The sequence below is a fragment of the Alistipes sp. dk3624 genome, from assembly GCF_009557455.1.
Lineage (GTDB): Bacteria > Bacteroidota > Bacteroidia > Bacteroidales > Rikenellaceae > Alistipes_A > Alistipes_A hominis.
The window spans coordinates 180021-206709 of sequence record NZ_CP045651.1; the positions used below are offsets into that span (position 1 = coordinate 180021).

Annotated in this window: 26 protein-coding genes and 1 tRNA gene; 11 read left to right on the plus strand and 16 right to left on the minus strand. The window is 51.4% G+C overall.

Annotated features, from left to right (window positions below):
* Positions 1-17 precede the first annotated feature (17 nt).
* Positions 18-647, minus strand: coding sequence for a 7-carboxy-7-deazaguanine synthase QueE (locus GFH31_RS00800; protein WP_055204250.1), 630 nt, complete (start codon positions 645-647; stop codon positions 18-20).
* Positions 640-1188 (minus strand): hypoxanthine phosphoribosyltransferase, encoded by a 549-nt coding sequence (gene hpt / locus GFH31_RS00805; protein WP_153498062.1) that lies wholly within the window; start codon positions 1186-1188, stop codon positions 640-642. Before hpt ends, GFH31_RS00800 begins: the two co-directional genes overlap by 8 nt.
* A gap of 121 nt (positions 1189-1309) precedes the next feature.
* Between hpt and purE the strand changes: the two genes are divergently transcribed.
* Positions 1310-1822 (plus strand): 5-(carboxyamino)imidazole ribonucleotide mutase, encoded by a 513-nt coding sequence (gene purE / locus GFH31_RS00810; protein WP_055204254.1) that lies wholly within the window; start codon positions 1310-1312, stop codon positions 1820-1822.
* Positions 1823-1935: 113 nt separating this feature from the next.
* Here the strand turns inward: purE and GFH31_RS00815 are convergent, their stop codons facing one another.
* The 9 genes from GFH31_RS00815 to GFH31_RS00855 form a co-directional block, all read right to left on the minus strand.
* Positions 1936-3729 carry a hypothetical protein gene (locus tag GFH31_RS00815; protein ID WP_118457413.1) on the minus strand — a complete coding sequence of 598 codons (1794 nt, stop codon included), beginning with the start codon at positions 3727-3729 and terminating at the stop codon, positions 1936-1938.
* Between the two features lie 106 nt (positions 3730-3835).
* Positions 3836-4411, minus strand: coding sequence for an electron transport complex subunit RsxA (gene rsxA / locus GFH31_RS00820; RefSeq protein ID WP_055204258.1), 576 nt, complete (start codon positions 4409-4411; stop codon positions 3836-3838).
* 2 nt (positions 4412-4413) lie between these two features.
* Positions 4414-5001: an RnfABCDGE type electron transport complex subunit E gene (locus GFH31_RS00825; RefSeq protein WP_118457412.1), complete on the minus strand. Its 588-nt coding sequence runs from the start codon at positions 4999-5001 to the stop codon at positions 4414-4416.
* Positions 4994-5575 (minus strand): RnfABCDGE type electron transport complex subunit G, encoded by a 582-nt coding sequence (locus GFH31_RS00830; protein ID WP_101570561.1) that lies wholly within the window; start codon positions 5573-5575, stop codon positions 4994-4996. Before GFH31_RS00830 ends, GFH31_RS00825 begins: the two co-directional genes overlap by 8 nt.
* A gap of 6 nt (positions 5576-5581) precedes the next feature.
* A complete protein-coding gene (locus GFH31_RS00835) occupies positions 5582-6625 on the minus strand; it encodes an RnfABCDGE type electron transport complex subunit D (RefSeq protein WP_055204264.1) in 1044 nt (347 codons plus the stop codon).
* A gap of 17 nt (positions 6626-6642) precedes the next feature.
* Entirely contained in the window at positions 6643-7986 is a 1344-nt protein-coding gene (rsxC, locus tag GFH31_RS00840; protein ID WP_101570560.1) for an electron transport complex subunit RsxC, read from the minus strand.
* A gap of 14 nt (positions 7987-8000) precedes the next feature.
* Positions 8001-8861, minus strand: coding sequence for a Fe-S cluster domain-containing protein (locus GFH31_RS00845; RefSeq protein WP_101570558.1), 861 nt, complete (start codon positions 8859-8861; stop codon positions 8001-8003).
* Positions 8862-8943: 82 nt separating this feature from the next.
* Positions 8944-9366, minus strand: a complete 423-nt coding sequence (locus tag GFH31_RS00850; RefSeq protein WP_153498063.1) for a SoxR reducing system RseC family protein — start codon at positions 9364-9366, stop codon at positions 8944-8946.
* 21 nt (positions 9367-9387) lie between these two features.
* Positions 9388-10959: an NAD+ synthase gene (locus tag GFH31_RS00855; RefSeq protein WP_118656630.1), complete on the minus strand. Its 1572-nt coding sequence runs from the start codon at positions 10957-10959 to the stop codon at positions 9388-9390.
* A gap of 127 nt (positions 10960-11086) precedes the next feature.
* Between GFH31_RS00855 and GFH31_RS00860 the strand changes: the two genes are divergently transcribed.
* Positions 11087-11159, plus strand: a tRNA-Phe gene (locus GFH31_RS00860).
* Between the two features lie 362 nt (positions 11160-11521).
* Here the strand turns inward: GFH31_RS00860 and GFH31_RS00865 are convergent.
* Complete coding sequence (locus GFH31_RS00865) at positions 11522-13030, minus strand: ArnT family glycosyltransferase (RefSeq protein WP_172970767.1); 1509 nt, start codon at positions 13028-13030, stop codon at positions 11522-11524.
* A gap of 197 nt (positions 13031-13227) precedes the next feature.
* A complete protein-coding gene (locus GFH31_RS00870; RefSeq protein WP_101570551.1) occupies positions 13228-13809 on the minus strand; it encodes a DKNYY domain-containing protein in 582 nt (193 codons plus the stop codon).
* An 829-nt stretch (positions 13810-14638) separates the two neighbouring features.
* Here GFH31_RS00870 and GFH31_RS00875 point away from each other — a divergent pair.
* From GFH31_RS00875 to GFH31_RS00920, 9 genes are all read left to right on the plus strand, one after another.
* The gene (locus GFH31_RS00875) at positions 14639-15196 is read left to right on the plus strand and encodes a 4Fe-4S dicluster domain-containing protein (protein ID WP_101570546.1); all 558 of its coding nucleotides are present in this window, start codon (positions 14639-14641) and stop codon (positions 15194-15196) included.
* A 13-nt stretch (positions 15197-15209) separates the two neighbouring features.
* A complete protein-coding gene (locus GFH31_RS00880; protein WP_101571567.1) occupies positions 15210-16052 on the plus strand; it encodes a CoB--CoM heterodisulfide reductase iron-sulfur subunit B family protein in 843 nt (280 codons plus the stop codon).
* Between the two features lie 18 nt (positions 16053-16070).
* Positions 16071-18080 carry a CoB--CoM heterodisulfide reductase iron-sulfur subunit A family protein gene (locus tag GFH31_RS00885; protein ID WP_153498065.1) on the plus strand — a complete coding sequence of 670 codons (2010 nt, stop codon included), beginning with the start codon at positions 16071-16073 and terminating at the stop codon, positions 18078-18080.
* A 35-nt stretch (positions 18081-18115) separates the two neighbouring features.
* Positions 18116-18577 (plus strand): hydrogenase iron-sulfur subunit, encoded by a 462-nt coding sequence (locus GFH31_RS00890; protein WP_153498066.1) that lies wholly within the window; start codon positions 18116-18118, stop codon positions 18575-18577.
* Positions 18570-19370: a 4Fe-4S dicluster domain-containing protein gene (locus tag GFH31_RS00895; protein ID WP_153498067.1), complete on the plus strand. Its 801-nt coding sequence runs from the start codon at positions 18570-18572 to the stop codon at positions 19368-19370. Before GFH31_RS00890 ends, GFH31_RS00895 begins: the two co-directional genes overlap by 8 nt.
* Positions 19371-19379: 9 nt before the next feature.
* Complete coding sequence (locus GFH31_RS00900) at positions 19380-20381, plus strand: 4Fe-4S dicluster domain-containing protein (protein ID WP_118458908.1); 1002 nt, start codon at positions 19380-19382, stop codon at positions 20379-20381.
* A 5-nt stretch (positions 20382-20386) separates the two neighbouring features.
* Positions 20387-21226 (plus strand): FAD/NAD(P)-binding protein, encoded by an 840-nt coding sequence (locus GFH31_RS00905; RefSeq protein WP_153498068.1) that lies wholly within the window; start codon positions 20387-20389, stop codon positions 21224-21226.
* 433 nt (positions 21227-21659) lie between these two features.
* Positions 21660-22895 (plus strand): site-specific integrase, encoded by a 1236-nt coding sequence (locus tag GFH31_RS00915; RefSeq protein WP_002561011.1) that lies wholly within the window; start codon positions 21660-21662, stop codon positions 22893-22895.
* 12 nt (positions 22896-22907) lie between these two features.
* Positions 22908-23270: a hypothetical protein gene (locus GFH31_RS00920; protein ID WP_002561010.1), complete on the plus strand. Its 363-nt coding sequence runs from the start codon at positions 22908-22910 to the stop codon at positions 23268-23270.
* A 102-nt stretch (positions 23271-23372) separates the two neighbouring features.
* On the opposite strand, the gene GFH31_RS00925 is transcribed toward GFH31_RS00920, so the two are convergent.
* From GFH31_RS00925 to GFH31_RS00935, 3 genes are read right to left on the minus strand one after another with little or no spacing between them, the layout of a single operon-like run.
* Positions 23373-25496 carry a DEAD/DEAH box helicase gene (locus GFH31_RS00925; RefSeq protein ID WP_004355287.1) on the minus strand — a complete coding sequence of 708 codons (2124 nt, stop codon included), beginning with the start codon at positions 25494-25496 and terminating at the stop codon, positions 23373-23375.
* The gene (locus tag GFH31_RS00930) at positions 25480-26421 is read right to left on the minus strand and encodes a DUF1837 domain-containing protein (protein WP_002561007.1); all 942 of its coding nucleotides are present in this window, start codon (positions 26419-26421) and stop codon (positions 25480-25482) included. Before GFH31_RS00930 ends, GFH31_RS00925 begins: the two co-directional genes overlap by 17 nt.
* Positions 26422-26473: 52 nt before the next feature.
* Positions 26474-26677 carry a helix-turn-helix transcriptional regulator gene (locus GFH31_RS00935; RefSeq protein ID WP_002561006.1) on the minus strand — a complete coding sequence of 68 codons (204 nt, stop codon included), beginning with the start codon at positions 26675-26677 and terminating at the stop codon, positions 26474-26476.
* Positions 26678-26689: the final 12 nt, after the last annotated feature.

Consider the following 26689-nt stretch of genomic DNA (forward strand, 5'->3'; position numbering starts at 1 on the left):
TTCCATCCGGAGTCGGGTCAGGGTATCCGCATGTATTTGTGGGTCTGCACGGAGATGTTCCAGCGCGGATGCGCTTTGGCGTATTCGACGATCTCGGCGATCATCCGGTCGTAACGGCTCCATTCGGGTTGCAGGTAGAGCATACACTCCGGCGTTACTTTCGCGGCGTTCTGTTCGGCCCACCGGAAATCGTCGGGCGTTTCGATGATGATTTTCAGTTCGCTGGCGCAGGCGAATACGCTGTCGACCGGAGGTTGCTGTTTCTTGGGCGACAGGCAGATCCAGTCGAACCGGCCGCTCAGCGGATGCGCTCCGGAGGTTTCGAGAAATATTTTGAGTCCGCGGGCCGCGAGTTGTTCGGTCAAGTAATCCAGCGGATACAGCGACGGTTCGCCGCCGGTAATGACGATCGCCTGCGCCGGGAAAGAGCAGGCGCGTTCGACGATCGAATCGACTTCCACGGGCGGGAAAAGCCGGGGATTCCACGTCATTTTCGCGTCGCACCACCGGCATCCGACGTCGCATCCGCCCAGTCGGATAAAATAGGCCGGTTTTCCGGTATGGAAACCTTCTCCCTGAACGGTGTAAAAATCTTCGACGAGCGGCAGTTTTCGTCCGCCGCAGAACAGGTCGTCGTGGTTATTCATGGTCGTCGGCGATTTCATAAATGTCTTTGTAGTTGCGTCCCAGTTGGTCGTAGTCGAGCCCGAAACCAACGATGAACTTGTCCGGAATAGACAGCGCGTAGTACTTCGGCGGCGTTTGTTTCCGGTAGCATTCCGGTTTGAAAAGCAGCGTCGCGACGGCGATGTCGGCCGCTCCCTGCTTTTTCAGCACGCCGGTCATGTATTCGATGCTGGCTCCGGTGTCGACGATGTCTTCGACGAGGATGACGTGCCTGCCCCGAATATCCTGCGAGAGGCCGATGAGCTCCCTGACGCGGCCGGTGGTTGCGGTTCCGCTGTAAGAAGCTATTTTGACGAACGAGACTTCGCAGTCGAACGAGATGTGACGCAGCAGTTCGCCCATGAACATGAACGATCCGTTGAGCACGCCGACGAACAGCGGCGTTCGTTTTTCCCGGTAGTCGCTGTTGATGCGTGCGGCCACCTCCGCGATGGCCTTTTGCAGTTGTTCGCAGGAGATCGAACGCCGGAATGTCTTGTCGTGAAGCCGTATCGTGTCCATCTGTTTCGTTTTGATCGGTAACGGAAAAAAATAACGTCCGGTTGCTGTGATCCGGAGGTTTGTTGTTTATCTTTGCAAAGATAATGAAGCGAATCAAAAATAATTTAAAAAGCGTGATAAAATGACACCGAAAGTCAGCATCATCATGGGCAGCACGTCGGATCTGAAGATCATGGAGGCCGCTGCCGAGTTTCTCGACCAGATGGAAGTTCCTTATGAAATCAATGCGCTGTCGGCCCACCGCGTTCCCGAAATGGTGGCCGAATTTGCGAAGAACGCCCATACCCGCGGCGTGAAAGTAATTATCGCCGGCGCCGGCGGAGCGGCCCATCTTCCGGGCGTGATCGCCGCCACTACCCCGCTGCCGGTGATCGGGATTCCGATCAAGTCGTCCAATTCGATCGACGGCTGGGACAGCATCCTTTCCATTTTGCAGATGCCTGCCGGGATACCGGTCGCTACGATGGCGCTGGACGGGGCCCGCAACGGCGCGATCCTGGCCGTTCAGATCCTGGCTGCGGGCGACGAGGAGCTGATGCGGAAATTCGTCGCTTTCAAAAGCGAGTTGGCCCAGAAGATCGGCAAGGCGAACCGGGAGCTCGCTCAGATCAAACGTCCGTTCAAGACGAATTAGGAGTCGCCGCCGGAAGGCGTTTGTTTCGTTCAAAATACGTTACCGGGCGAAAGTCCGGTAACGTATTTTTATCGGGATGCCTGCCGTCTTTTTCGCGTACCGGTCGTCCCGGATTAATCCCAGCCGTACCAGGTATTGTCCTCGTAATCGGTGACGGTCGCTTTTTGCGGCCGGTACCGGATCGGTTGCCGCTTGTCCTCGGTATTGATATGGAAGTAATTGGCGTTCAGCAGGCCGGTTCGTCCTACGGCGAAACCGAGCCGGATGTTGATCGTTCGGAAAATCAGGTGTTCGTTTTTGATGCGTACGCCGATGCCGATGGTCGAGTAGAATCCGTTTTTAAACAGATTGCCGTTGTAGCCGAGAATGCCGAGGTCGGCGAATCCGTACAACGCGAAACGAAACTGGTACAGGTGCCATGGGGTAAATACGACGGTTTCGGAATTGACCACGAGCCGGTTGTTGCCGTAAATTTCCTCTCCGAGTCCGCGCAGTTCGGCATTGTCTTCGAATCCGAACGATTCGCGGTATCCGTCCATTCGGTTCCATCCGCGGGTCAGGTTCACGTCGATGAACTGGCGGACGCGGTATCTTCCTTTGCCCATCAGGTTCGAAAACCAGTTCAGATTCGATACCAGGGCGGTGCGGTAAAACCGCCCGTCGCGGTTGTTCAGGTAGCTGCCGAGGGCGAAACTCCACCGCAGGTAGCCGAACGACGTGAAGTTACCGGCGCTGAACTTGCCGCCCAGGTACCACCGGTTGCCGAACTCGCCCCACGAAGGGCCACCCGTCAGCGAGAACTGGTAGCCGTAAGGGATATCCTCGTTGACTCCGTACCCGTAGATCAGGCTGGAGGTACGGAACTGCTCTTTGTAGAAACCGGTGTTGAACAGCACGAGGTTCTCGTTGTGGAAATAGGGATTCAGCGACTGCGATACTTCCGGCCGTTCCCGATGAAGCACCGTATTGTAATGCGCCGTGATAAAGAAACTGCTTTTCAGGTTTTTTATGTAAAAGGATTTACCGCCCCATACGCCCCATTTGGCCAGGGAGGTGTTGATCGTCGAATCCAACGGGTCGATGTCGATCGGTTCCCGGCGGTAGTAGCCGTATCCTCCGAGCGTGTAGTCCGACGGTCGGATGAACTCTTTTTTGAATTCGGCTCCGTAGTCGGAGTAGTTGAATCCTTTGCCGGCGATGATGCGCCCTTCGACGAAGCTGCCCAGGATATTCGGGTTCTCGTATTCGAACAGGTTGCCGCCGTAGCTCCAGTTTTTCCAATTGAAATAGGTCTTGACGCTCAGCTTGTTCCCCCACCCCAGAATGTTGTCGTCGTAGAGTTCGAAATAGGTGTTCCCGTCGCTTTGCGAATTCAGGTCGATGCCGATCGTCCAGCGATCGCGGGTCGTGACGATCAGGTCTACGACCGACGAGTCCGGCGTCGCGGGGATTACGCGGATGTTTGCGTCGGCGATGTAGCTGCGAGAGCGGATCAGTTGGCGGTTGTTGGTGACCAGTAGCGGATCGAAGCGGTCGCCCGGTTTGATAAACAGGTCGCGGCGAATCTTGCTCTCCTGCGTGATCCGGTGCATGGCGTTCGTCTTGCGTTCGCCCCATACTTTCGAATGGGGATTGAAGACGTTCTCGCGGACGATCCGGATATCGCCGATCTTCTTCCCGGCGAATTGTTCGAAATATTCCTGATCGGCTTTGGCGGCGCGCATTTCGGCTTCCTTGTCGCGCGGGGTTACGGAGATCGTCTGGTAAAGCAGGCGGGAGAAACGTCCTGTTTTTTTCTCCCGAGCCGGCAGCGTATCCTTGGAAGGCCGGCCAACGTCCGGGCGGCCCTGCGCTCGGAGCGACAGAACCAGCACGGTAACGCATATGACGGCAATCCTAACGTTCATTACATCGACGGTCTTAACCCTTAAAGTTAACGTAAATTCGATGAAAAAAATACGGGGACGGAAAGATTTTCTTTCCCCGCCCCCGTATTTTATCCGGATCGGTCGGTTACCGCACCAGTCCCGAGAATCCCATGAAAGCCATTGCCAGAATGCTCGCCGTGAGCAGCGCGATCGGCATTCCCTTCATGCCGGCCGGGACGTCTTCCAGTTCGAGCCGTTCGCGGAGTCCGGCAAAAAGCACCAGCGCCAGCGAAAAGCCGATGGCCGTCGCGGTCGCGAAAACGACGGATTCGCCGAGATTGTATTCCTTTTGTACCAGCAGGATGGCGATCCCCAGGACGGCGCAGTTCGTCGTGATCAGCGGCAGGAAGATGCCGAGCGCCTGGTAGAGCGCCGGGCTTACTTTTTTCAGGATGATCTCGACCATCTGTACCAGCGCGGCGATTACCAGAATAAAAACGATGGTCTGCATATACTGGATGCCGAGCGGGACGAGCACGTAGTACTGGATCAGGTAGGCGACGATCGACGAAATGGCCATCACGAACGTAACGGCGGCGCCCATGCCCAACGACGTGCCGACCCGGTTGGATACGCCCAGGAACGGGCAGATCCCGAGAAACTGCGACAGTACGACGTTGTTGACGAAGATCGAACTGATGATAATGATGAAGTATTCCATGACTATTTCGTTTTAGCCGTTAGCTTTTTGAAAATGGCCATCAGGTAGGCCAGTACCATGAAGGCTCCCGGGGCGAGGATGAACAGCAGTATTCCGTCTCCCTGGATGAATTTCAGGCCGAACACCGAGCCGTTGCCGAGCGCTTCGCGGACGGCTCCCAGCAGAGTTAGCGACAGCGTGAAGCCGAGTCCGATGCCGATCCCGTCCAGCGCCGAGTCCGCGACGTTGTTTTTCGAAGCGAACGCTTCGGCGCGTCCCAGGATGATGCAGTTGACGACGATCAGCGGGATGAATACGCCGAGCGTCGCGTAAAGATCGGGTACGTAGGCTTCCATGCAGAGTTGCACGACGGTGACGAACGAAGCGATTACGACGATAAACGCCGGAATGCGCACCTTGTCAGGGATCAGGTTCTTGATCAACGAAATGGCGACGTTCGAGCAGGTCAGTACGAACAGGGTCGCCACGCCCATGCCCAGCCCGTTGATCGCCGAGGTGGTGGTGCCGAGGGTCGGACACATTCCCAGCAACAGCACGAACGTCGGGTTTTCCTTTATCAGACCTTTGGTCAGGATTTGCAGTTTATTCATGGTTTCCGCTGTTTTGGATCGATTTGTAAACTTCGTAAGCCCGACTCACGGCGTCGCTGAAGGCGCGCGAAGAGATCGTCGAAGCGGTGATGGCGTCGACGTCCCCGCCGTCCTTGCGCACCGCCAGTTTGAAGTCTGCCGGATTTTTGCCTTCGAACTGCACGGCAAAGTCGGATTTGCTGCGTTCGATTTTGTTGCCCAGACCGGGCGTTTCGTTGTGCGAAAGCGTTTCAACGCGGTTGATCGTGCCGTCCTTCAGGAAGCCGACCATTAGTTTGATTTCTCCGCCGAAACCTGTGTTCGTGAAGGTTTCGACGGCATATCCTACCGTATCCTGCCCCTGCGTGGCGGTGTAGACGACGACTTCTTTCCCGTCTACCGTCTGCACCGTTTTGGCCGCTCCGGGATCGTTGTCGAAAGTCGGCAACACCAGCGCGATCGCTGCCGTGATTTTGGCTGCCTTGGCGCGGGCGATCGGCTCGGCGGTGATTTTATAGACAAACCCTACGGCTGAGGCCGACACCAGCGTGATGACCAGCAGCGTGACGACCATATTTTTCAATGAACTTTCCATACGGCTTTAACGGGTTTTGGCGGAAACGACTCCGAAGCGTTTCGGTTTTACGTATTTGTTGATCAGCGGCACGACCGCGTTCATAATCAGGATCGCGAACGACATGCCTTCCGGATAGGAACCCCAGGTGCGGATCAGCATCGTGATGATTCCGATGCCGGCTCCGTACAGCAACATCCCTTTGTGCGTCATCGGAGAGGTGACGTAATCGGTGGCCATAAAAACAGCTCCGAGCATCGCTCCTCCGGTCAGGATGTGGAACAACGGATTCATGTAGTGCGACGGGTCGGCCGCCCACAGGATTCCGCCGAACAGCGCCATCGACCCGAGCACGGCTACCGGCGTATGCCAGGTGATTACTTTCCGGCACAGCAGGTAGAAGAAGCCGAGCAGCAGCGCCAGCGCCGCGATTTCGCCGACCGATCCGGATTTGAAGCCGAGCAGCATGTCGTTGTACGACAGTTTTTCGGCGATGTCGGCAGTGGTCGAGCCTCCGGCCAGCGCCTCTTTTACATATCCCAGCAGCGTAGGTCCGGAAACGGCGTCGGTGGCGGTTTCGGCATTGATTTCCACTTGCGTCGTCGTGGCTCCGGACAGCGAATCTACGTGTGCCGGCGTGACGAAGCCTGTCATTTGCACCGGGAACGAGATCAACAGGAACACCCGTCCGACCAATGCCGGGTTGAACGGGTTGCAGCCCAGGCCGCCGAACGACATTTTGCCGACGCCGATCGCTACCAGCGCGCCAATGACGATCATCCAGACGGGTAGCGTACTGGGTAGGTTGAAACCGAGCAGCACGCCGGTGACGACGGCCGAATAGTTGCCGATCGTACAATCGCCTTTTAGCAGGTATTTCTGAATCAGATATTCGAATGCGACGCAGGCGGCGACGGATACTCCGGTTACGACCAGCGCGTCGACACCGTAGACGATGACCGATACGATGAAGGCGGGGATCAGCGCGATCAGCACGTCCCCCATCAGGCGTTTGGTCGAAAATGCCCCGTGGATATGCGGAGAAGGGGATACGACTAATTTTTTATCCATTTATTTTCAGTTCGGTTTTATTTTTTCTCCTGTGTTTTGCGTGCCCGGACGCGTTTGGCGACTTCCGTCTTGCCCAGGCGAATATAATCCAGCAGCGGCAGCATAGCCGGGCAGGTGTACGAGCACGAGCCGCACTCGATGCAGTCGGTTACGTGCGCGGCCTCCAGTTCGTCGAACCGTCCCATTTTTGCCAACTTGCTCATCAGGTACGGTTCGAGCCCCATTGTGCAGATGCTGACGCATTTGGCGCATTTGATACACCGTTGCGGCATTTTGCGTACGGCTCCTTTTTCGCGGATCAGCAGGATGCCCGAAGTACCTTTGGTGACCGGAGCGTCCAGGTTAGCGATGGCGCGGCCCATCATCGGCCCTCCGCCGACCACTTTGCCTGCGTCTTCCGGAAAACCGCCGCAATATTCGATCAGCGAGGCGATCGGGGTGCCGATCCTGACCCGCAGGTTCGACGGCCGAGCCAGGCAGCGGCCGGTCACGGTGACGATCCGTTCGATCAGCGGCTTGTTTTTCTGTACCGCTTCGTAAACGGCGAATGCGGTGCCCACGTTCTGTACGACGGCTCCGACGTCGATCGGAAGCCCGCCGGACGGTACCTCGCGGCCGGTGATCGCTTCGATCAGCTGTTTTTCGCCTCCCTGCGGATAGCGCACCCGCAGCGGTACGATTTCGATGTGCGGATATTCGACGGCCAGTTGCGTTAGACGTTCGATCGCGTCCGGCTTGTTGTTTTCGATTCCGATATAGGCTTTTTGCGTGCCGAGCGCTTTTGCGAGAATATCGACTCCCACCAGTATTTCGGCTCCTTTTTCGAGCATCAGCCGGTGGTCGGCCGTCAGGAACGGTTCGCATTCGACGCCGTTGACGATCAGCATTTCTGCCGTTTTGCCGGCCGGAACGGCCAGCTTGACATGGGTCGGGAACGTAGCTCCCCCCATGCCGACCAGACCGGCTTCGGTGATTTTTTTGAAGATCTCTTCTTTAGAAAGATCGCACGTTTTTACCAGGCGGTCGCTGCGGTCGATCGTGTCGATCCAAACATCGCCTTCGGCGCGGATCGAGATCGAGGGACGGCGAATGCCGCCCGTATCCGGAGTTGCATCGACGGCCACTACCGTACCCGATACCGGAGCGTGAATGTTCGACGAGACGAATCCTGCGGCCGTGCCGATCACCTGGCCGACCCGCACCGCGTCTCCTTTTTTGACGCAGGCCGCCGCCGGGGCGCCGATATGTTGCGACAACGGCACGACGGCGATTTCCGGCAGCGGGAAATCGGCGATTGCCTCGGCTTTGCTGATTTTATATTCCGGCGTGTGAATACCGCCTTTGCTGAATCCTTTTAACATGTCAGACTCCTTTTTTAAGCTTGTGTTGTCGGATTGTCGGCCGCTGTTTTCCGGGGCGGGAAATTGATTTCTCTAATTCCTCCGGTCGGGCATTCTGCGACGCATTTGCGGCACAGTCGGCACTTTTCGGCATCGATGTAGGCAAGATTGTTTTCCAGGGTAATGGCTTCGAACGGGCAGGTCCTGACGCACTTGCCGCAGCCGATACACGACACGGCGCATACTTTCCGTGAGACGGCCCCTTTGTCGCGGTTCACGCAACCGACGTAAATGCGGCGTCCTTTGACTCCTTTTTTACGCAGTTCGATGATGTTCCTCGGACAGGCTTTTACGCAGGCGCCGCAGGCCGTACACTTGGTTTCGTCCACTTCGGGCAGGCCCGTTTCCGGGTTGACGACGATGGCCCCGAACTGACAGGCCGCCACACAGTCCCCGTTGCCCAGGCATCCGTACGCGCATCCCGTTTCTCCGCCGTACAGCGCCGCTTCGACGGCGCACGACGGCGCTCCGTTGTAAACGTTCGTATGCGGGCGTTTGTCGCACGAGCCGCTGCAACGCACCACGGCGACCATCGGTTCCTGTTCGGCAACGGCTTTGCCCAGATACTCTGCGATTTTTTGCATCGTGTCGGCTCCGCCGGCCGTGCAATAGAGCGACGAAATATCGTCGTTTTTGACCAGCGCGTCGGCCAGGCCCCGACAACCCGGATAGCCGCATCCGCCGCAATTGGCTCCCGGCAGCATACCTTCGACGGCATCGATTCTCGGGTCTTCGTGAACTTTGAATTTTTGCGCCACAAAATAAAGAACTACGGCGGCTATTACTCCGATGACGCATAATGTCAGGATCGTAGATCCCAGAACTCCGCTTATCATAAACAATCAATTATATCTACACAACCGACAGCGTCCGCCCCGAGGCGAACGGGAGTCGCCTTCGGACGGCGGCCTTCGTCGGTTAAGTGTTCAGCTTTTTTATTTTAAAAACAATCTCTTTCGACAGTTTCGACCTGAACAGGTACAAAACCAGGTAATATATTCCGAGTATGCAAAGCGAAACCGTTCCTGCCACGACTTCGCGGGAACCGGTTTGCAAAAGGATCAACAGAGCGGTCAATACCAGCAGGAAAGGAAGCATGTAAGCGAAAAAGACGGCTTTCAAGCCCATTACCTGATCGGTGTGTACTTCGACAGCTTCCCCCTCTTCGAAAAAAGGGGCTTCGGGGGTTTCGACGACCAGTAACTTTTCGCGGCTCTCCCCCATTCCGCATTTGTTCCTGACCCGACAGGACGCACATGCGCTTTCGGCCAGAATCTTCACTTCGACCGTTGCGCCCGTGACCTTCGTAACTTTTGCCGGATGTGTGATAATCCCGTTCACGTCGTTTTCTCCCCGGATCGATTAATAACCGTATTTGTTGGTTAGCGGAAGCCGACGGTTGATGCGTAACGTACAGGTCGACAACCGCAGCGTCGGACACGACTGGTAGCGTTTGAATTCGCTTTTCAGAACCAGGTTGTATACCTTGTAGACGTCTTTCTCGTTGAATCCGGCGTTGATGATCTCTTCGCGGCTCTGTCCCTCTTCGATCATGCGGTACAGGATCGCGTCCAGGATGTCGTAAGGCGGCAGCGAATCGGAATCTTTCTGTTCGAGCCGGAGCTCCGCCGAAGGAGCCTTGACGATCGTGCTGACCGGGATGATCTGCCGGTCGCGGTTGATGTAACGCGCCAGGTCGTAAACTTCGCTTTTGTACAGGTCGCCGATGATGCTCAGGGCTCCTACCGTATCGCCGTACAAGGTTCCGTAACCGACTGCGATCTCGCTTTTATTGGAGGTCGCCAGCAGGATATTCCCGAATTTATTGGATATCGCCATCATCATCATGCCCCGGATGCGCGATTGCATGTTTTCCTCGGTCACATCGAACGGAAGTTCCCCGAAAACGGGGCCGAGCGTCGTAGTAAGCGCCGCGAACGTTTCGTTGATCGGGACGACCTGGTATTCGATACCGAGGTTTTCGGCCAGCGCCCGCGCGTCCTCGACCGAATGATCCGATGAAAACTGGGAGGGCATCAGCAGTACCCGCACGTTCTCGGGGCCGAGCGCCTCGGCGGCCAGCGATACGACGACCGCCGAATCAATACCTCCCGAAAGCCCCAAACATGCGGTTTTAAATCCGTTTTTGGCGAAATAATCCTGCAATCCCAGTTTGATCGCATGGTATACGTTGACGGTTTTATTCTGCTCGGGCAACCGCACCGGTTCGTGGTCGGCGTCCAGTTCGATGATTCGAAAATCCTCCGAAAAACTTTTCAACAGCGTAACGGCTTCTCCTCGGCTGTTGATGATCCCCGACGAACCGTCGTAAACGATGTCGGTTTGCGCGCCGACGTTGTTGACGAAAACGATGCTTTTGCCGGTCATAAAAGCCAACTGCCGGTAAAAATCGTATCTTTTCTCGATAATTCCGCGCGAGTACGGGCTGTTGCACAGGTTGATGATCAAGTCGGCATATTCGCCGTATTCTTGTTCCGTATGGATGTCCTCCCCCACGACGACGGCGACTTTTTTGCCGGCGATTTTTATGTATTCGCAACCTTTGGAAGGAGACAGGTAGCTCGATTCGTCCCGCGAACGAATCGTTTTTTTACCGATGTAACGTTTGATTTTTTTGTTCTCGATCAGAGCCGCTACGCTGATGGTCTTGTTCGAACACTGTACCGGCAGACCGATCAGCACCGATATGTTTTCGCAGTGGGATGCGATGTCGCGGAGCGTTTCTTCGCAGAGATCCAGAAACGAAACTTTGTTTAACAGGTCATATGCGGGTGCGCCGCTGATGGCCTGTTCCGCAAAAACGATCAGTTGCGCGGATTGGGATTTCGCCGAATCGATACACTCTACGATTTTTTTTCGGTTTGAATCGAAATCGCCGATTGTATAGTTTAACTGGGCGAGAGCTATTTTCATTACGTTTGTGGCCTTTAGTTTTAGTAGATGACGCAAAGATAAAACTTTTAGTCCAGAAGTAAAATTTAACTTGCCTATTGTTTTATTAAATTTTATCTCTATCTTTGCACCCGTCAAACGATAAACCGGTGCCATAGCTCAGTTGGTAGAGCAAAGGACTGAAAATCCTTGTGTCCCTCGTTCGATTCGTGGTGGCACCACTTTAAAATCAGGCAGTTGCAATGAAAATTTGTGACTGTCTTTTTTTTGTGTACCAAAAAAATGTACCAAATTCCTAATCTCTAACGAATCAATCAAACTTAACATACAAATATACTAATTATTTGTTTTTCAAACAAATATATTTTTCAAGTCGGTCTTTCGATCTGTGCAGAATGATGTTATTGGAATACACCCAAAATACGGTACGGTTGGGCGTATCGAAGTCCAAACGTATCGGATAATTATCCAATGCGGTTCGGTACTTTTCAAAAATGATTTGCGGATTATCACTGCGTAATACACGATCGGTTCATACATCGTCAGGTTCGCCTCATATTCGATACTTCGTAGAATTCGGCTGTTAATTCTCAATAAACCGCTTAAATTCGACTGAGTTATATTTCAATCCTTTACATAAAAAGATGCGATAATTATATTCGCTTTCTTTACTTGCATACTTGTTTTCGACAATACCGATTTCTTCAACATATTTAAAATATTCGCCCCAGTGTTGTTCGAGCCAGTTTGACTCGCCGATTGCAATGATGACCGCTCCTTTGTCAAATTCAGGCATCCACTCAAATGAACTGTGAAGTGAAAAAGCCTGGGGCAACCCGTATTTTTTCCCGAGTAAGTTCATCGCTCCCGCCATTGAATAATGCCGCCCCAAAATAAAACATTTCTCTTGTTCTTCGGAAGGCAATTCTATATACGTTTTGTTCACGACATTTAATATCCGGGTCCATATTTCGGTTGAATAATAATTATCAAAAGCAAGGGGTATTTTACCGTCTTTGTTTGGTTTTTTATGGTATAGTTCGATAAATCTCTGGAGCTTGATAATAGGGATTCCTTGAGGCAAGAGGTAAACGCCTGTTAATCCGAGTACGGTGAGGTATGCGTAGATTATCCATTTTCTTTTCTGCAATAATCGCTCGAAAAAGACCGTGCCTAACGGAATCGCCCCGATTACGACAGGGAAAAAATAATACCATTTTCCTTTTGCGCAAAACAAGAAAACAAACGAACAGCATAACGCAAAGGAAATTAATTTGTATTGTTTGAATTTGGAAATAAACGGAATCGCGAACAGTCCGGGAAGCCAGAATATCATTGTGAAGGGATTTGAAAAAAGAAAAAGCTTCTTTAATTCCCCGCCCATTGAAAGTCGGTTTAGCTGACTGTCGTATAATTGGGAAAAATGAGTGATCGCCGGAAACTGATTTTTTATTTGCCAGCAGAGGTTCGGTGTGATTAACGCAAGGAATATTAGCAATCCGATCCATAAACTCTTTTTCAGAAAAATATCTCTCCGAAAGATTAACGACGAAGTAAGCATCCCTGCGAACAGAAAAACAATGCTGTATTTTGTCAAAAATCCCAATGCTCCGAATATGCAAAACCAAATTAGGTATCTGGCATTTTGACTTTGGCAATAACTCGCTGAACAGTAAATGCAAATAATCCAAAATAACTGATCGAATGCGGTGGGCAAAAAAAGAAACCGGGTTCCTGCTATTCCGGGAGATAACAGGATGCATAACAAGGTGGCCAATACGGCTAACCATTTGCCTCCCAGTTTGATTGTCGTCAAACCGCAGAACAGAACCGCCATTGCGGAAGCCGCAAGGTTGAATAGATGATTGATAAATACGGAATCGGTGTTAAACAGATTTTGTATCCAGGCAAACGCGGCGATCATCGGGGGAAAATCCGAATAGCCCCAGGCGGGGTGTCTTCCCGCTTCGATGTGTAGAAATTCGTCGCTGAAAAATCCGGAATTGGACAAAGCTGTCAATTGAAGAACGAGCCCGATCGCTATGAAAACGGCTATTACGGTATATTCAGGTGGATACTTTCTAAAAAACATAATCGTACTCCTCATTTTTATTTTTTGTCTTTTGCCGTGTCGAAATCATATTCCGCTTTGCGAGAAAACTTGCCTGCCGGTAAGGAGTATCCTGCGTTGATAATGAGAATCGGTTATGCCAAAACCGTTACCCTACTCTCCCCGCAGAAGGATCGAATCATTGCTGATCTGATATTTCTTTACGATCGTACCGATTATTATCTTTGGTGCGGAGTCCGAAAGGAAGACGGGGAGGCCCCTTTGACGGCTTTCCCGTTGTAAAAAACTTTCCAGGCGTCTTTGCCATATCCCCTGCCCAGATTCTCGAACGACGATGCGGAGGCGTTGGGTATGGGTTTTCCTCTGTAAAAAACCTTCCAACTGTCTTTCCCATAACCGCCGCCGAGGTTTTCGAATGAAGACGAGGAGGCATTTTCTATTTTTCTGCCCCGGTAAAATACTTGCCAGTCGTCTTTGGCATAGCCGTCGCCGAAACTTCGGAATGAAGAGGGGGAAGCGCCTTCGATTTCAAGGCCCTGATAAAATACTTTCCACGCATCTTTTCCGTATCCGCTCCCGAGGTCTTCGAACGATGACGAGGAAGCTCCCTCTACTTCATACCCGCGATAAAAAACCGTCCAACTGTCTTTCGTATAGGTTCCGTTACCTCGACCCCGTTCCTGAAACGGGGCGTTTTCCGTCGCGGCGAACGACGGCTCCTGCAATCGGTATTCGATAACCGACGGTTTACCGCTCTGTGCGATAACTAATAATGCGAAGGACAAAACGATTCTTTTCATGGACGATCCGGCTCTTTCGGCAAATATAAGTAAGATCGGTCGATATGTCGCGATTCTCCGGTCGAAAAAGGCGGAAGTTTGTTGTCGAAGCTAAAAATTATCCGGGAGGGATTTAAGATCGTTTCTTAAATCCCTCCCGGATTGAAATTTATTTTGGGTGCGTCGGCTTGATTACTTGGCTTTGTTGACCTTTTGGTACCCTGGACGGCCGACAGCGGATCGCCGTAAACGCGTGCTACGGTTACATCGCTTTTCTACGGCGTTATGTAATTTTTCAAATCGAGGCGGAAATGTCGTTCCGAATGATTACATTTGTAAACGCGTTTACGGTAGAAAGTGTTCTCGGGTGTAAGCGTCGTCGTGAACCATGTATCAAAAGGCTTTATTCGTCCTGACATATTTGTTTTTTTCGTTCGTAGTCGGAAACGTTACCGAAAAAGGGGGAGGTTCTTCGGAATTCTCCGCCGTTTTTGCGTATGCGGAGACGGCGTGCTTCGATTCGTGCGATGTTTCGGTCTGTCCGCCCGCGACGGATGCGCAGGCGGTTTCGACGGATAAGTGTCTTTTTGCGGGCGCGGAATATTCCGGGGCGGAGATTTCGAAATATCCGGTACGGACGCTTGCCTGCCCTACTCCGCAATTGTCCGTTCCTGCGGAACGGCGGAAACGTGTCGCCGCGGAATACCTGTCTTTTATCCGGAACGCCTTTCCGGATTATATCCATACATTGGGCTGTATGCGGGTTTAATGCCCGTTTTCATCGGAATGACCGTGCCGGTTCGGTGCGGTATAGCTATGCCTATTCATCCAAGCTACTAAATAATACCTAATGGAAAACAAAAATTACATGGCCGACGAAGTGCGGGGAAATACCGGCGTAAATGTCGCCCGTTGCTATCAGTGCGGCAAATGCTCGGCCGGATGCGCGACGGCCCCGGAGATGGACTATCCGCCGAGCCTCGTGTTGCGGATGTTGCAGACGCGCAGCGCAGAGAACGACCGGAAGGTGCTCGGTTCGAACACGATATGGCTCTGCCTGAACTGCGAGAATTGCATTGCGCGTTGTCCGCAGCAGATCGACATTCCGCGTATGATGGACTACCTGCGCGAAGAGTCGTTGCGGGCGGGATGCGTCGGCGAAAAGGCGAAACCGGTCGTGGCCTTCCACCGGGCGTTCCTCGACTCGGTGAAATACACCGGACGGCTGTACGAGGTGGGACTGATCGCGGGATTCAAGGCCCGGACGATGCGGCTCGCACAAGACCTGCCCCTGGTGCCGGACATGCTGGCGAAAGGCAAGCTGAGCCTGCTGCCCGAGCAGGTGAAAAACAAAAAGGCGATCCGGCATATTTTCGACGAGGCCGGTAAAGCCGGTAAAAAACTTTAAACCGGGAATGCAGATGAAAATAGGTTTCTATCCGGGATGTTCGCTCAAAGGCACTTCCCGCGAATACAACGAATCGGTCGCGGCCCTTGCCAAAGCGTTTTCGCTCGAACTGGAAGAGGTGCAGGACTGGAATTGCTGCGGGGCCACTGCGGCCCACTCGATGAACCGGACGCTCGCGCTGTTGCTGCCGGCCCGCATCCTTGCGCTGGCCGAACAACAGGGACTCGATGAGGTGGTCGTGCCGTGCGCTTCATGTTATAATCGGCTCAGTACGGTACAGTACGAACTGGCCGAAGACGAGGCGTTGCGCAACGAAATCGCCGATACGATCCGGATGCCCTATACGGGCAGCGTCCGGATATTGAATGTCGTGCAGATGATCGAAAAGTATATTCAGGGAGAACTCGCGGCGCGGATCGTGCAGCCGTTCGACCGCCAAGTGGCGTGCTACTACGGTTGCCTGCTGGTACGTCCGCACGGGGTGTTGCAATTCGATCGTCTGGAAGACCCGCAGAGCCTCGACGCGCTGATGAAACTGGTCGGGGCCCAGCCGGTCGACTGGGGATTCAAGACCGAATGCTGCGGCGCCGGGTTTTCGGTGTCGCGTACCGATATCGTGGGACGGCTTTCCGGGGAGATCGTCCGCGACGCCGCCGACCGGGGTGCTCAGGCGATCATCGTGGCCTGTCCGATGTGCCATTCGAACCTCGATATGCGCCGGCAGGCGATCGACAGCTACCTCAGGCGCCGGATCGATGTTCCGGTGCTGTACGTTACGCAGGCCATCGGTCTGGCCGTCGGGCTCAGTCCCAGGGAGCTGGGCATCGAACGCCATTTCGTTCCCGTCACCTTCTAACTAACTGAAAATCCGAAAATGTCTAAAATAGGAGTTTTTATTTGCCATTGCGGCGAAAATATCGGGGCTACGATCGACTGTGAAAAGGTGGCGGCCGAAGCCGCGAAGTTCGACGGAGTCGCATTTGCCACCGATTATAAGTATATGTGTTCCGATCCGGGACAGTCGCTGATCCGCAAGGCCATCGAGGAGCAAAAACTCGACGGCGTGGTGGTGGCCGCCTGTTCGCCCCGGATGCACGAGCCGACGTTCCGGCGGGCCTGTTCCGAAGCGGGGCTGAACCCTTACCTGTGCGAGATGGCCAACCTGCGCGAGCATTGCTCGTGGGTGCACGAAAAAGGAGAACCCACGACTGCGAAAGCGATCGACATCGTTCGCGGGCTGGTCGAGAAAGTGAAACGCAACAAGCCGTTGAAGCCGATCGAAGTGCCGATTACCAAGAAGGCGCTGGTGATCGGCGGCGGCATCGCCGGAATACAGGCCGCGCTGGATATCGCCAACTGCGGTCATCAAGTGATCTTGGTCGAGAAAGAGCCGTCGATCGGCGGCCACATGTCGCAGTTGTCGGAGACGTTCCCGACGCTCGACTGTTCGCAGTGTATCCTGACGCCGCGGATGGTGGAGGTCGCGCAACACCCGAACATCAAGCTGTACACTTATGCCGAACTCGAACATCTGGACGGGTTTATCGGCAATTTCAAGGCGACGATCCGGTTGAAAGCCAAAAGCGTCGACGAAAAGATCTGTACCGGCTGCGGCCTGTGTACGACCAAATGCCCGCAAAAGCGGATCCCGAGCGAATTCAATGCCGGACTCGGCCTTCGCACGGCGATCTACGTCCCGTTCCCGCAGGCCGTGCCGAACAAACCGGTGATCGACAAAAAGCACTGCAACTATTACAAACGCGGCAAGTGCAAGATATGCGAGAAGACCTGCCCTACCGGGGCGATCTGTTTCGACAAGGAAGATGAGTTCGTTACCGAGGATATCGGCGCAGTGGTGGTCGCTACCGGGTTCAACGTGCTGGGTACGGAATTTTTTCCGGAATACGGTTACGGACGGTACAAAGACGTCATTACCGGACTGCAGTTCGAGCGGCTGGCTTCGGCTTCCGGGCCTACGTCGGGCGAGATACGCCGTCCGTCGGACGGAACGATGCCGAAAAAGATCGTGTTCATCGCCTGCGCCGGATCGCGCGATCCGGCCAAAGGGATTCACTATTGCTCGAAAATCTGCTGCATGTATACGGCCAAGCACGCGATGCTGTACCAGCACAAAGTGCACGGCGGGGAGTCCTACGTCTTTTACATGGATATCCGGGCCGCCGGCAAGAATTACGAGGAGTTCGTGCGCCGCGCGATTGAGGACGACGGCGTAAACTACGTGCGCGGACGCGTGGCCCGCGTTTATGAAAAAGACGGCAAGTTGATCGTCAAGGGCGTCGATACGCTGATGGGGGCCAAACCCGTCGAGATCGAGGCCGATATGGTCGTGCTCGCTACCGCCGGGGTGTCCAACGAGGGCGCGGAAGAACTGGCGCAGCGGCTGCACGTATCCTACGATCCGTACAAATTTTTTGCGGAAGCGCATCCGAAACTGAAACCGGTCGAAACCAATACGGCCGGAATTTACGTAGCCGGAGCCTGCCAGGCGCCGCGCGACATTCCCGAAACGGTCAGCATGGCCTCGGGGGCGGCGGCGAAAGTGGCCGCGCTGTTCTCGTCGGACAAGTTGGTACGCGAGCCGCTGATCGCGGTGGTGAACCGGATGGCGCCGCCGGTGTACAGTACCTGCGTAGGTTGTTTCATGTGCCAGACGGCTTGTCCGTACCAGGCTATCGAGCGGGAGGAGATCAAGGACCGCGGCGGCAACGTCGTCAAGACCGTGGCCCGCGTCAATCCGGGCCTGTGTCAGGGATGCGGAACCTGCGTCGCGTTCTGCCGCTCGAAATCAATCGATATTCAGGGATACTCGAACGACCAGATGTACGCCGAGGTGATGGCGCTGCTGCACACGCAGGGGGCCTGAACGGACGGATCGTCACAATGCAAATACGATAAACAATGAACGAAAATAAAACAGAATTCGAACCCAATATCGTGGCCTTCGTCTGCAACTGGTGTACCTACGCCGGGGCCGACCTGACCGGAACCAGCCGGCTGAAGTACGCCACGAACGTCAAGATCGTGCGTTTCCCGTGTACCGGGCGCATCGACTTCATGCTGCTGCTGAAGGCTTTTGCCGGCGGCGCGGACGGCATCATCGTTTCGGGCTGCCATCCGAACGACTGCCACTATACGTCCGGGAACTTCCACGCCCGCCGGCGTTGGATCGTTTTCCGGGGATTGCTCGACTTTATGGGCATCGACGTGCGCCGCATCCGCTACTCGTGGGTGTCGGCCGCCGAAGGGGGCAAGTGGGCCGACCTGGTCAACGACACGGTGCGCGAAATCCGCGAACTGGGGCCGTATACGAGGTATCGGGAAGTAGCCGATTATATCGAAAAGGAGGAAAGCCATGGATAAATTGACCGAAAAAGCTGCAGCCTTGCTGCGGGAGGGCGCTGCGACGCTCGTGATAGGCTACGGGGAGGACAAGGGCAACAAGACCCGTCCGCTGTTTTGCCACACGCCCGAAGAGGCGGCGCGCCTCGTTTACGACGGCCGCTGCATCCATAACCTGGCCGTCTACCTGACCAAACCCGAACTGCTCGGCGCGGGCCGCACGGCGGTAGTCGCCACGATCCCGGTGCTGCGGTCGATCCTGCAACTGGCTGCCGAAAACCAGTTGTCCGAGGATAAGCTGCTGGTACTTACCGTAGCCGACGGCGAGGTGATGCAATTCGATACGTTCGCCGCGGTAGAAAGTTACCTGACCGGTTTCGATTTCAAACTCGGAGAGAAGGAACGGGAACTGATCGGCCGGCTCGAAGGAATGTCCCGGGAAGAACGCTGGGAATTTTGGAAAGAGCAGCTCGAACCGTGTTTCAAGTGTTACGCCTGTCGTGCGGCCTGCCCGCTGTGTTACTGTACGCGTTGCGTGGTGGAGATCAACTGCCCGCAGTGGGTGCAACCCTGGGCCGGAACGCTGCCGAATATCGAATGGCACATCAACCGCGCGATGCACATGGCCGGACGCTGTACCGGGTGCGGGGCCTGCGGCGAAGCCTGCCCGCTGGGGATTCCGATCCACCTGCTGACGCAAAAGTTGCTCGAAGACGTGGACGCCGAATTCGGTGCGAAGTCCGGAACCCTCGGTCAGAAAGGCAATGCGCTGTCGACGTTCGATCCGTCGGACAAGGAAAATTTCATTCGTTAAACGAGAATCATGGAGAAATTACATATCACACCCGAAAATATCGCCCGCTGGCTCGAACAACTGATCGGCAGCGGACGGTCGGTATACGCTCCGGTAAGAACCGGAGCGCGGGTCGATTTTAAAAAGATCGCCCGGCCGGAGGAAGTGGCCTCGGATTACGTACAAACGACGCAGTCGGTCAAAAAGGTTGTTTTCCCGAGGACGGAGGAGTTGTTCTCCTATCGGAAGGAGGGAAAACAGGTTTCCGTGCGGCAACCCGATTTGCAGGCGATTCCCGAAACGGTCGTCTGGAAAATCCGTCCGTGCGATGCGGCCGGATTCGCCTCGTTGTCGGGCATATTCAACTGGGATTACAAGGACGGTTCCTATAATGCGCGCGCCGAGCGGCTGACGCTCATCAGTTTCAGCTGTGCGACGAGCGACGAATATTGTTTCTGCACGTCGGTCGGGGGAGGGCCGGGAAGTACGACGGGAAGCGACATTCAGCTTACGTTGCTGCCCGACGGCGGCGCGCTGGTCGAAGTGTTGACCCCGAAAGGAGAACGGCTCGCAGCCGAAGCGTCGTCGCTGTTTGCGTCGGCCGACGGCATTTCGAAGGAAGAGTATCTGGCCCGCGTCGAAAAGCGTTTCGATGCGCAACAGCTCCGCGAGAAACTGGATCAGGCGTTCGACAGCCCGGTTTGGAAACGGCAGTCCGAGCGTTGTCTCGGCTGCGGGGCCTGCGCGTTCGTCTGTCCGACCTGCGCCTGTTTCGACATTCAGGAGGATGCGCGCGGGGCAACCGGCCGGCGGGTGCGCTGCTGGGATTCGTGCGGCTTCTCGCTTTTCACGCTGCATACGTCGGGACATAACCCGCGTCCGGTGCAAAGCGCCCGCTGGCGCCAGCGAGTACTGCATAAATTCTCGTACATGCCCGAACGGATCGGACAGACCGGCTGTACCGGTTGCGGACGCTGCTCGCGGGCCTGCCCGGTAAACATGAACCTGCTCGAACATTTACAATCCATTTAGCCGCCATGACTCAATCCAATCTATACCTTCCGTACCTGATGGAGATCGAGAAGATCACCGTCGAAGCCCCGGGCGTCAGGACGTTCCGGTTGAAATTTCGTAACGAGCAGGAGGCTGCCGCATTCGACTTCCGGGCGGGGCAGTTCGGCGAATACTCGGTATTCGGCGAAGGGGAATCCACGTTCTGCATCGCTTCGTCCCCTACCCGCAAAGGGTATATCGAATGTACGTTCCGCCAGGCCGGACGCGTGACCACGGGCCTGTCGAAGCTCGAAGAGGGCGATACCGTCGGCTTCCGGGGACCGTTCGGCAACGTTTTCCCGCTCGACGAGTGGAAAGGTAAAAACCTGCTGTTCATCGCCGGCGGCATCGCGCTGCCGCCGATGCGCTGCGTGATCTGGAACGCGCTCGACACCCGCGAAAATTTCGGCGACGTGACCATTTTGTACGGGGCCAAATCGGTCGGCGACCTGGTCTATAAACACGAACTGGACGAATGGGCGGCGCGTCCGGACGTCCGCCTCGTCACGACGGTCGATCCGGGCGGCGAGACTGCCGACTGGAAAGGCCGCGTGGGCTTCGTACCGTCCGTGCTCGAACAGATCGCTCCGTCGAGCGACAATACGATCGCAATCGTTTGCGGACCGCCGGTAATGATTAAATTCACGTTTCCGGTGCTCGAAAAGCTCGGGTTTGCCGACGACCGGATCTACACGACGCTCGAAAATCGGATGAAATGCGGCGTCGGCAAATGCGGTCGCTGCAATGTCGGCAAGCTGTACGTGTGCAAGGACGGCCCGGTGTTTACGAAAGCGCAACTGAATGGGCTGCCGCCTGAATATTAGAAATAGTTTGTGAGTTTTCTTTATTCGGAATGTTGCGAATCGGACTGAAAAAAATGCATGATAGGCAGTTTCGCGATTTTATGCAGGATATTTGCTCTTATTAGCAAAGTTACTACAAAAAAGTGAAATGCGGAAAGATATAGTGATAGAATTGAGTTACAAGGGTTTTAGTTAAAGTGGCGATAATTCGTGAAGCCATTACAATCCTTGCCGAAGCCAAATCTTGACGCCGCAACGTTACTTGTTCGTAACCATGTCCGAAAATGCGACAAACGGGTACGAATGGCGAAACAAGACACTATGTTATAGTGAGTTACCCACAACTCACGTAACAAATACGGTTACGGAAAAAAGATTGCGCCGTTCCTCCCCGTTTTGCGTACCGACACCGGACTCTTCACCAACTAATTTTGAAATCCAAAAATTAAGAACGATGAAGAGTACATTTTCAGTAATCTACTACCTCAAGCGTCAGGTAGTGAAAAAGGACGGGACGGTTCCCGTCATGGGACGCATCACGGTGGACGGCAGCCAGACGCAGTTCAGTTGCAAGTTGAGTGTCGATCCGAAGCTGTGGGACACCAAAGGGGGACGTGTCACGGGCAGAAGCGCGGCGGCACTCGAAACGAACCGTATGCTTGACAAGATGCGGGTGCGCATCAACAGACACTATCAGGAAATCATGGAGCGTGACAACTTCGTCACGGCGGAGAAGGTAAAGAACGCCTTTCTCGGACTGGAACACCGCTACCACACGCTGATGCAGGTGTTCCGTCGGCACAACGAGAACTATGAGAAACAGGTGGAAGCAGGCATGAAAGCAAAAGGTACACTGGAAAAGTACCGTGTCGTTTACAAGCACCTGCAAGAGTTCCTCGACATCCGCTACCATGTGAAGGACATCGCCCTAAAAGAGCTTACTCCCGCTTTCATCTCCGACTTCGAGATGTTCCTGCGCACGGACAAGCACTGCTGCACCAATACCGTGTGGCTGTACGTCTGCCCGCTACGGACAATGGTGTTCATAGCCATCAACAACGAGTGGCTGACACGCGACCCGTTCCGCGAGTATGAAATCAAGAAGGAGGAAACGACACGCAGTTTCCTGACCAAAGACGAAATACGCCTGCTGATGGAGGGGAAACTGAAAAACGCCAAACAGGAACTGTACCGCGACCTCTACCTGTTCTGTGCGTTCACCGGATTGTCGTTCGCGGATATGCGCAACCTCACGGAAGAGAATATCCGTACCTATTTCGACGAACACGAGTGGATAAACATCAACCGCAAGAAAACGGGCGTGGTGTCCAACATCCGCCTGCTTGACATCGCCAACCGCATAATCGGCAAATACCGTGGGCTATGCGAGAACGGCAGGATATTCCCCGTTCCGCATTATAACACGTGCCTTGCCGGTATCCGTGCCGTCGCCAAGCGTTGCGGCATCACCAAGCATATCACGTGGCATCAAAGCCGCCACACGGCAGCCACGACAGTTTTCCTTTCCAACGGCGTACCCATCGAAACGGTCAGCTCCATGCTTGGACACAAGAGCATAAAGACGACGCAGATTTACGCGAAGATAACCAAAGAAAAACTCAATCAGGATATGGAAAACCTTGCCGCAAGGTTAAACAACGTCGAGGAATTTGCAGGTTGCACCATCTAAAAAAGAGGAGCCATGAAACGTGACATAATCATCATAGAGGACAAGGCGGTCAGCGTAACCGGTAACGATGTGTGGATGACCGCCACCGAAATAGCCGGACTGTTCCATACGACCGTCCCGGCAGTGAACGCCGTCATCAAAGCCGTCCGCAAGTCTGACGTGCTGAACGACTACAAGGTGTGCCGCTACATGCAGCTTGAAAACGGGCTGTACGCGGACGTGTACGCGCCTGAAATCATTATTCTGATTGCTTTTCGGCTGAACACCTACAACACCTACCTGTTCCGCATGTGGCTGGTAGGAAAGGTTCTCTCACAAGAGAAGCGGCAAACATACGTGATGTTTATACAGAACGGAAAAACTGCGTACTGTTGAAGATATCAAATGAAAATTATACGAAAGAATTTCTATATGGATCCTTATCTAAATAGCCATATCATATCTCAAAAAATATAGAGGTAATAATATGGCTATTATTTAATTCTTTTGATTTGTCGTTATGCAACGAATTCCGTTCATAAAATGTTTTAATATATATTTGTCAAATGAATGGAGATTAGGTATTTTTTGTTCAAGGTATTCAATTCCTATCGTGTTAAATTCCTGTATAACGATTGTAATCTCTTTAGAATCGTCTTCAAGATTTATAAGACCTGCATTTTGTATCTTTTTACTAATCATCCTCGGTAATCCGTATTCTTCAAGTTGAAATACAATTTTAGGTAAAAAGGCATTTGATGCTTTATATACAAAATTGGCGATATTTGAGGAATTAGGATAAAGTTCTTGACGTATAATATTAATTACCGCAATAATAGATGAGAGATTAAAGGATACATATCTTTCAAATGTAAATATATCCTCATATGTAATACCATAATCTTTTACTGTGTTATATAGCTCTTTTATAGTCATTTTCCATCCATTACTACATGCACATGCATAATACCGTAAATGTCCTTTTCGATGATATTCCAAAATTTCTATGATATCTCCTAAAGCATCCCTCCATTCCCATGTATTATTGTTTTGTAAAGCATCGCAATTTGTTGGCCAATTGGAATCAGTTTTCAATTTTTCCGCAATTATCTTTAACATTGATGGTTTACAACTTCTGATTTGTGGTATTCTTTCAATTCTATGCCAAATATCCGTTCCAAGAAGTTCTATCATTTCATCTTGATATCGTTGAATTTTTACATATTGTTCATTATTCAATTTTATACCGGGGTCATTTCCATCAAGTTTTTTTACTACATCATCAGGAAACTCTAATCTCAATTTAGTATTTTCTTGACTTGGTGGCTCTTCAAGCATATAGACACGACCTACAAAATAACGAAACATTCTGCCTGCGCGTCCAATGATGTTGCGAAAGGTAAAATAATCAATCTTATGAGCCCCGTTCTTATTTGACCATAAAACGACACTCTCTGCTTGAGTATTTACTCCTTCAATTATAGACGAGGTCGATACCAAATAATCTAACCCATTCTGTTCTTCAAATAGTTTTATTTGAATTTGACTAAGAGAACGATGTAGCTGACCATTATGAATACCAATACCATGTTTGACTAAATCTTTAAGAATATACTTTTCTCCATAATTGCATTCCAGCCAATCAGAAAAATTAGCAAGCAGTTCAGAGTCTTTATTATATAAATTTCTGTTAAGAATTGTTGTTACTTCTTCAATTCCCTTATATGTGCCGGTATATATCAAAGCTTTACCTATACCTGTATTTATTAATTCAATAAGTTTACGTGTCTTAAAACTCTGTTTATCTTCATTCTTTGGTCTGCTTTTATATAACCGCCATGCATGCGTTACAACGGTCTTAAAATCCATACGCAGAAATGTCATCCCTTCAGTGAATACATTTTCTTCTATTTCATGGATATTTGGGGCAAGATAATATCTTTGTTTAGCTTTCTTTCCGAGTTCTACCATTGAACTGAGTAAAGTGGAGCTTCTTTCAAGATCAAAATTTGTACTTGCCTTATAAAACTCATCAACGATTAGAATATCAATTGAAGGAAGTTTATCTATATAGGCAAAAGCTCTTTCTTGCGGAAATACCAATATGTTTTTCTCCGCAAGTTCTACATCTGTTGTTGTAATTATTTTATATTGATGAGAGAATTTTCGGCAAATTCGTCTTCTTGTTTCATCTGCAAGAGCAACCGTAGGTACTAATATTACAACATTAATTGGTTGTTTAATCGCAATAAATGCATCAATAACAAAACTTTTACCAAAACTTGTAGGAGCACTCACCGCAACGCTTTTCCCTTCTAATAACTTCTTTAATACCTGTGATTGAGCAGTATGTAAGACACAAGGTTTTCTTTCTCCAATATTAACTTTAAAAACTTCACATACAAACCGATCTTCCCAAGATGCAGTATATGTATCAATATACGGTAAAAGCCCCACTTCACGAATAAGATGGTTGACTAATTCCATATATGAATTATTGTTAGTACCATTAATCTCATGAAGTAATGTAATTACTTTGGATCTTGCATTACTTATATCACCAGCATTTAGAACATTACTTATATCTAAACATGTATTATATATATCATTCGTCTGCATCATTTTTGAGATTTTTTGCTTGTGAAATAAACCAGTTTACTATTTTTGTTTTATCAGGAACAGGAAAAAGAATCAAATGAAAGTTTATTTCCGAATACTTATGAACAGAACTAAGCTTGTTGATCTGCTTCTTAAAAAACGAATGAGCACGATCTCTATGAAAAGAAATAATACTATTTTTATACTCATCACTCATTTCAGTAGTACTTGCTGTTATCTGGCATTCATGTAATAAAAGAATAGGTATATGTAGTTTGGGTTTTATTTCGTCAATGGAAGTATTCTCATCGAAACATTCTTTTATCTTTTTAAGTAATGTTTGGTTTTCAATTTGTTTATCAAGTTCATTGAGATTGGTCATTATTCCGCATTCCTTTTTCATAATAGGTTTGCGCAACATTTGTTCAACAGAATTTATTGGTTCGTATAATCGCGCATCCTCAAGAGAATTATAAAATTTAGCTTCTCCTAACCAAAGTTGAAAGCCTCCATTTGGGTCAATTACAATGTGTACAGAATCAGAGCCCTTTGCATTATCATTATCATTCTGTTTATAAAAAATTTTAGGTATTGCAGATAAGGCTTTATAATGGTTCTTCATTATGCCATATAGAATAATTTCCGCTATTTCACTTCCCTTTCCATTCTGCTCTTTGTCAACAAGTCGTAAATGTTTGGCAGCCTCAATAAGCCTACCGTAATCATTATCTATTAATTTCTCTCGTTCTTGTGCAGACAAAGCTGTTTCTGCAATATTACTGAAAACAAATTCTTTGAATTGACGATATCTCCAACTGCCATCTTCAAAGCCATTAGCAACTGATAATAACCTGTCATTATGATCTGGATTTATTTCTTGCTTTTTTGTATTAAAATTAACAAAACAATCATCAACTAATATATCAAAATTCCAAATTTTATTGCTCATACACTTTATTTACATGCTTAAAAATGGTGAAACATCTATATTCCTTTAGATACTATTTTTTTGTATGACAAATAAGTTCATGAACATCAACATCAAGCAAATTTGCAATACGAACAAATGTGTACAAATCAGGTTGAGAATGATTATTACACCATTTAGATACTGTTGCAGGATCTTTCTGTAATTGTTTTGCCAACCATTTGCTCATAACTCCTTTTTCTGATAGTACATTTTTAATGTTGTTTAAAATTGCCATTACAATTAATTT

What these genes read in the sequence shown, in the direction of transcription:
- rsxA (WP_055204258.1), bottom strand. Translation starts at nt 4,411, where the DNA reads ATGGAATACTTCATCATTATCATCAGTTCGATCTTCGTCAACAACGTC.
- GFH31_RS00900 (WP_118458908.1), top strand. Translation starts at nt 19,380, where the DNA reads ATGGAGAAATTACATATCACACCCGAAAATATCGCCCGCTGGCTCGAA.
- GFH31_RS00865 (WP_172970767.1), bottom strand. Translation starts at nt 13,030, where the DNA reads ATGTTTTTTAGAAAGTATCCACCTGAATATACCGTAATAGCCGTTTTC.
- GFH31_RS00815 (WP_118457413.1), bottom strand. Translation starts at nt 3,729, where the DNA reads ATGAACGTTAGGATTGCCGTCATATGCGTTACCGTGCTGGTTCTGTCG.
- GFH31_RS00920 (WP_002561010.1), top strand. Translation starts at nt 22,908, where the DNA reads ATGAAACGTGACATAATCATCATAGAGGACAAGGCGGTCAGCGTAACC.
- GFH31_RS00875 (WP_101570546.1), top strand. Translation starts at nt 14,639, where the DNA reads ATGGAAAACAAAAATTACATGGCCGACGAAGTGCGGGGAAATACCGGC.
- GFH31_RS00905 (WP_153498068.1), top strand. Translation starts at nt 20,387, where the DNA reads ATGACTCAATCCAATCTATACCTTCCGTACCTGATGGAGATCGAGAAG.
- GFH31_RS00930 (WP_002561007.1), bottom strand. Translation starts at nt 26,421, where the DNA reads ATGAGCAATAAAATTTGGAATTTTGATATATTAGTTGATGATTGTTTT.
- GFH31_RS00835 (WP_055204264.1), bottom strand. Translation starts at nt 6,625, where the DNA reads ATGGATAAAAAATTAGTCGTATCCCCTTCTCCGCATATCCACGGGGCA.
- hpt (WP_153498062.1), bottom strand. Translation starts at nt 1,188, where the DNA reads ATGGACACGATACGGCTTCACGACAAGACATTCCGGCGTTCGATCTCC.
- GFH31_RS00935 (WP_002561006.1), bottom strand. Translation starts at nt 26,677, where the DNA reads ATGGCAATTTTAAACAACATTAAAAATGTACTATCAGAAAAAGGAGTT.
- GFH31_RS00825 (WP_118457412.1), bottom strand. Translation starts at nt 5,001, where the DNA reads ATGAATAAACTGCAAATCCTGACCAAAGGTCTGATAAAGGAAAACCCG.
- GFH31_RS00855 (WP_118656630.1), bottom strand. Translation starts at nt 10,959, where the DNA reads ATGAAAATAGCTCTCGCCCAGTTAAACTATACAATCGGCGATTTCGAT.
- GFH31_RS00830 (WP_101570561.1), bottom strand. Translation starts at nt 5,575, where the DNA reads ATGGAAAGTTCATTGAAAAATATGGTCGTCACGCTGCTGGTCATCACG.
- GFH31_RS00845 (WP_101570558.1), bottom strand. Translation starts at nt 8,861, where the DNA reads ATGATAAGCGGAGTTCTGGGATCTACGATCCTGACATTATGCGTCATC.
- GFH31_RS00880 (WP_101571567.1), top strand. Translation starts at nt 15,210, where the DNA reads ATGAAAATAGGTTTCTATCCGGGATGTTCGCTCAAAGGCACTTCCCGC.
- GFH31_RS00870 (WP_101570551.1), bottom strand. Translation starts at nt 13,809, where the DNA reads ATGAAAAGAATCGTTTTGTCCTTCGCATTATTAGTTATCGCACAGAGC.
- GFH31_RS00895 (WP_153498067.1), top strand. Translation starts at nt 18,570, where the DNA reads ATGGATAAATTGACCGAAAAAGCTGCAGCCTTGCTGCGGGAGGGCGCT.
- GFH31_RS00915 (WP_002561011.1), top strand. Translation starts at nt 21,660, where the DNA reads ATGAAGAGTACATTTTCAGTAATCTACTACCTCAAGCGTCAGGTAGTG.
- purE (WP_055204254.1), top strand. Translation starts at nt 1,310, where the DNA reads ATGACACCGAAAGTCAGCATCATCATGGGCAGCACGTCGGATCTGAAG.
- GFH31_RS00885 (WP_153498065.1), top strand. Translation starts at nt 16,071, where the DNA reads ATGTCTAAAATAGGAGTTTTTATTTGCCATTGCGGCGAAAATATCGGG.
- GFH31_RS00925 (WP_004355287.1), bottom strand. Translation starts at nt 25,496, where the DNA reads ATGATGCAGACGAATGATATATATAATACATGTTTAGATATAAGTAAT.
- GFH31_RS00800 (WP_055204250.1), bottom strand. Translation starts at nt 647, where the DNA reads ATGAATAACCACGACGACCTGTTCTGCGGCGGACGAAAACTGCCGCTC.
- rsxC (WP_101570560.1), bottom strand. Translation starts at nt 7,986, where the DNA reads ATGTTAAAAGGATTCAGCAAAGGCGGTATTCACACGCCGGAATATAAA.
- GFH31_RS00890 (WP_153498066.1), top strand. Translation starts at nt 18,116, where the DNA reads ATGAACGAAAATAAAACAGAATTCGAACCCAATATCGTGGCCTTCGTC.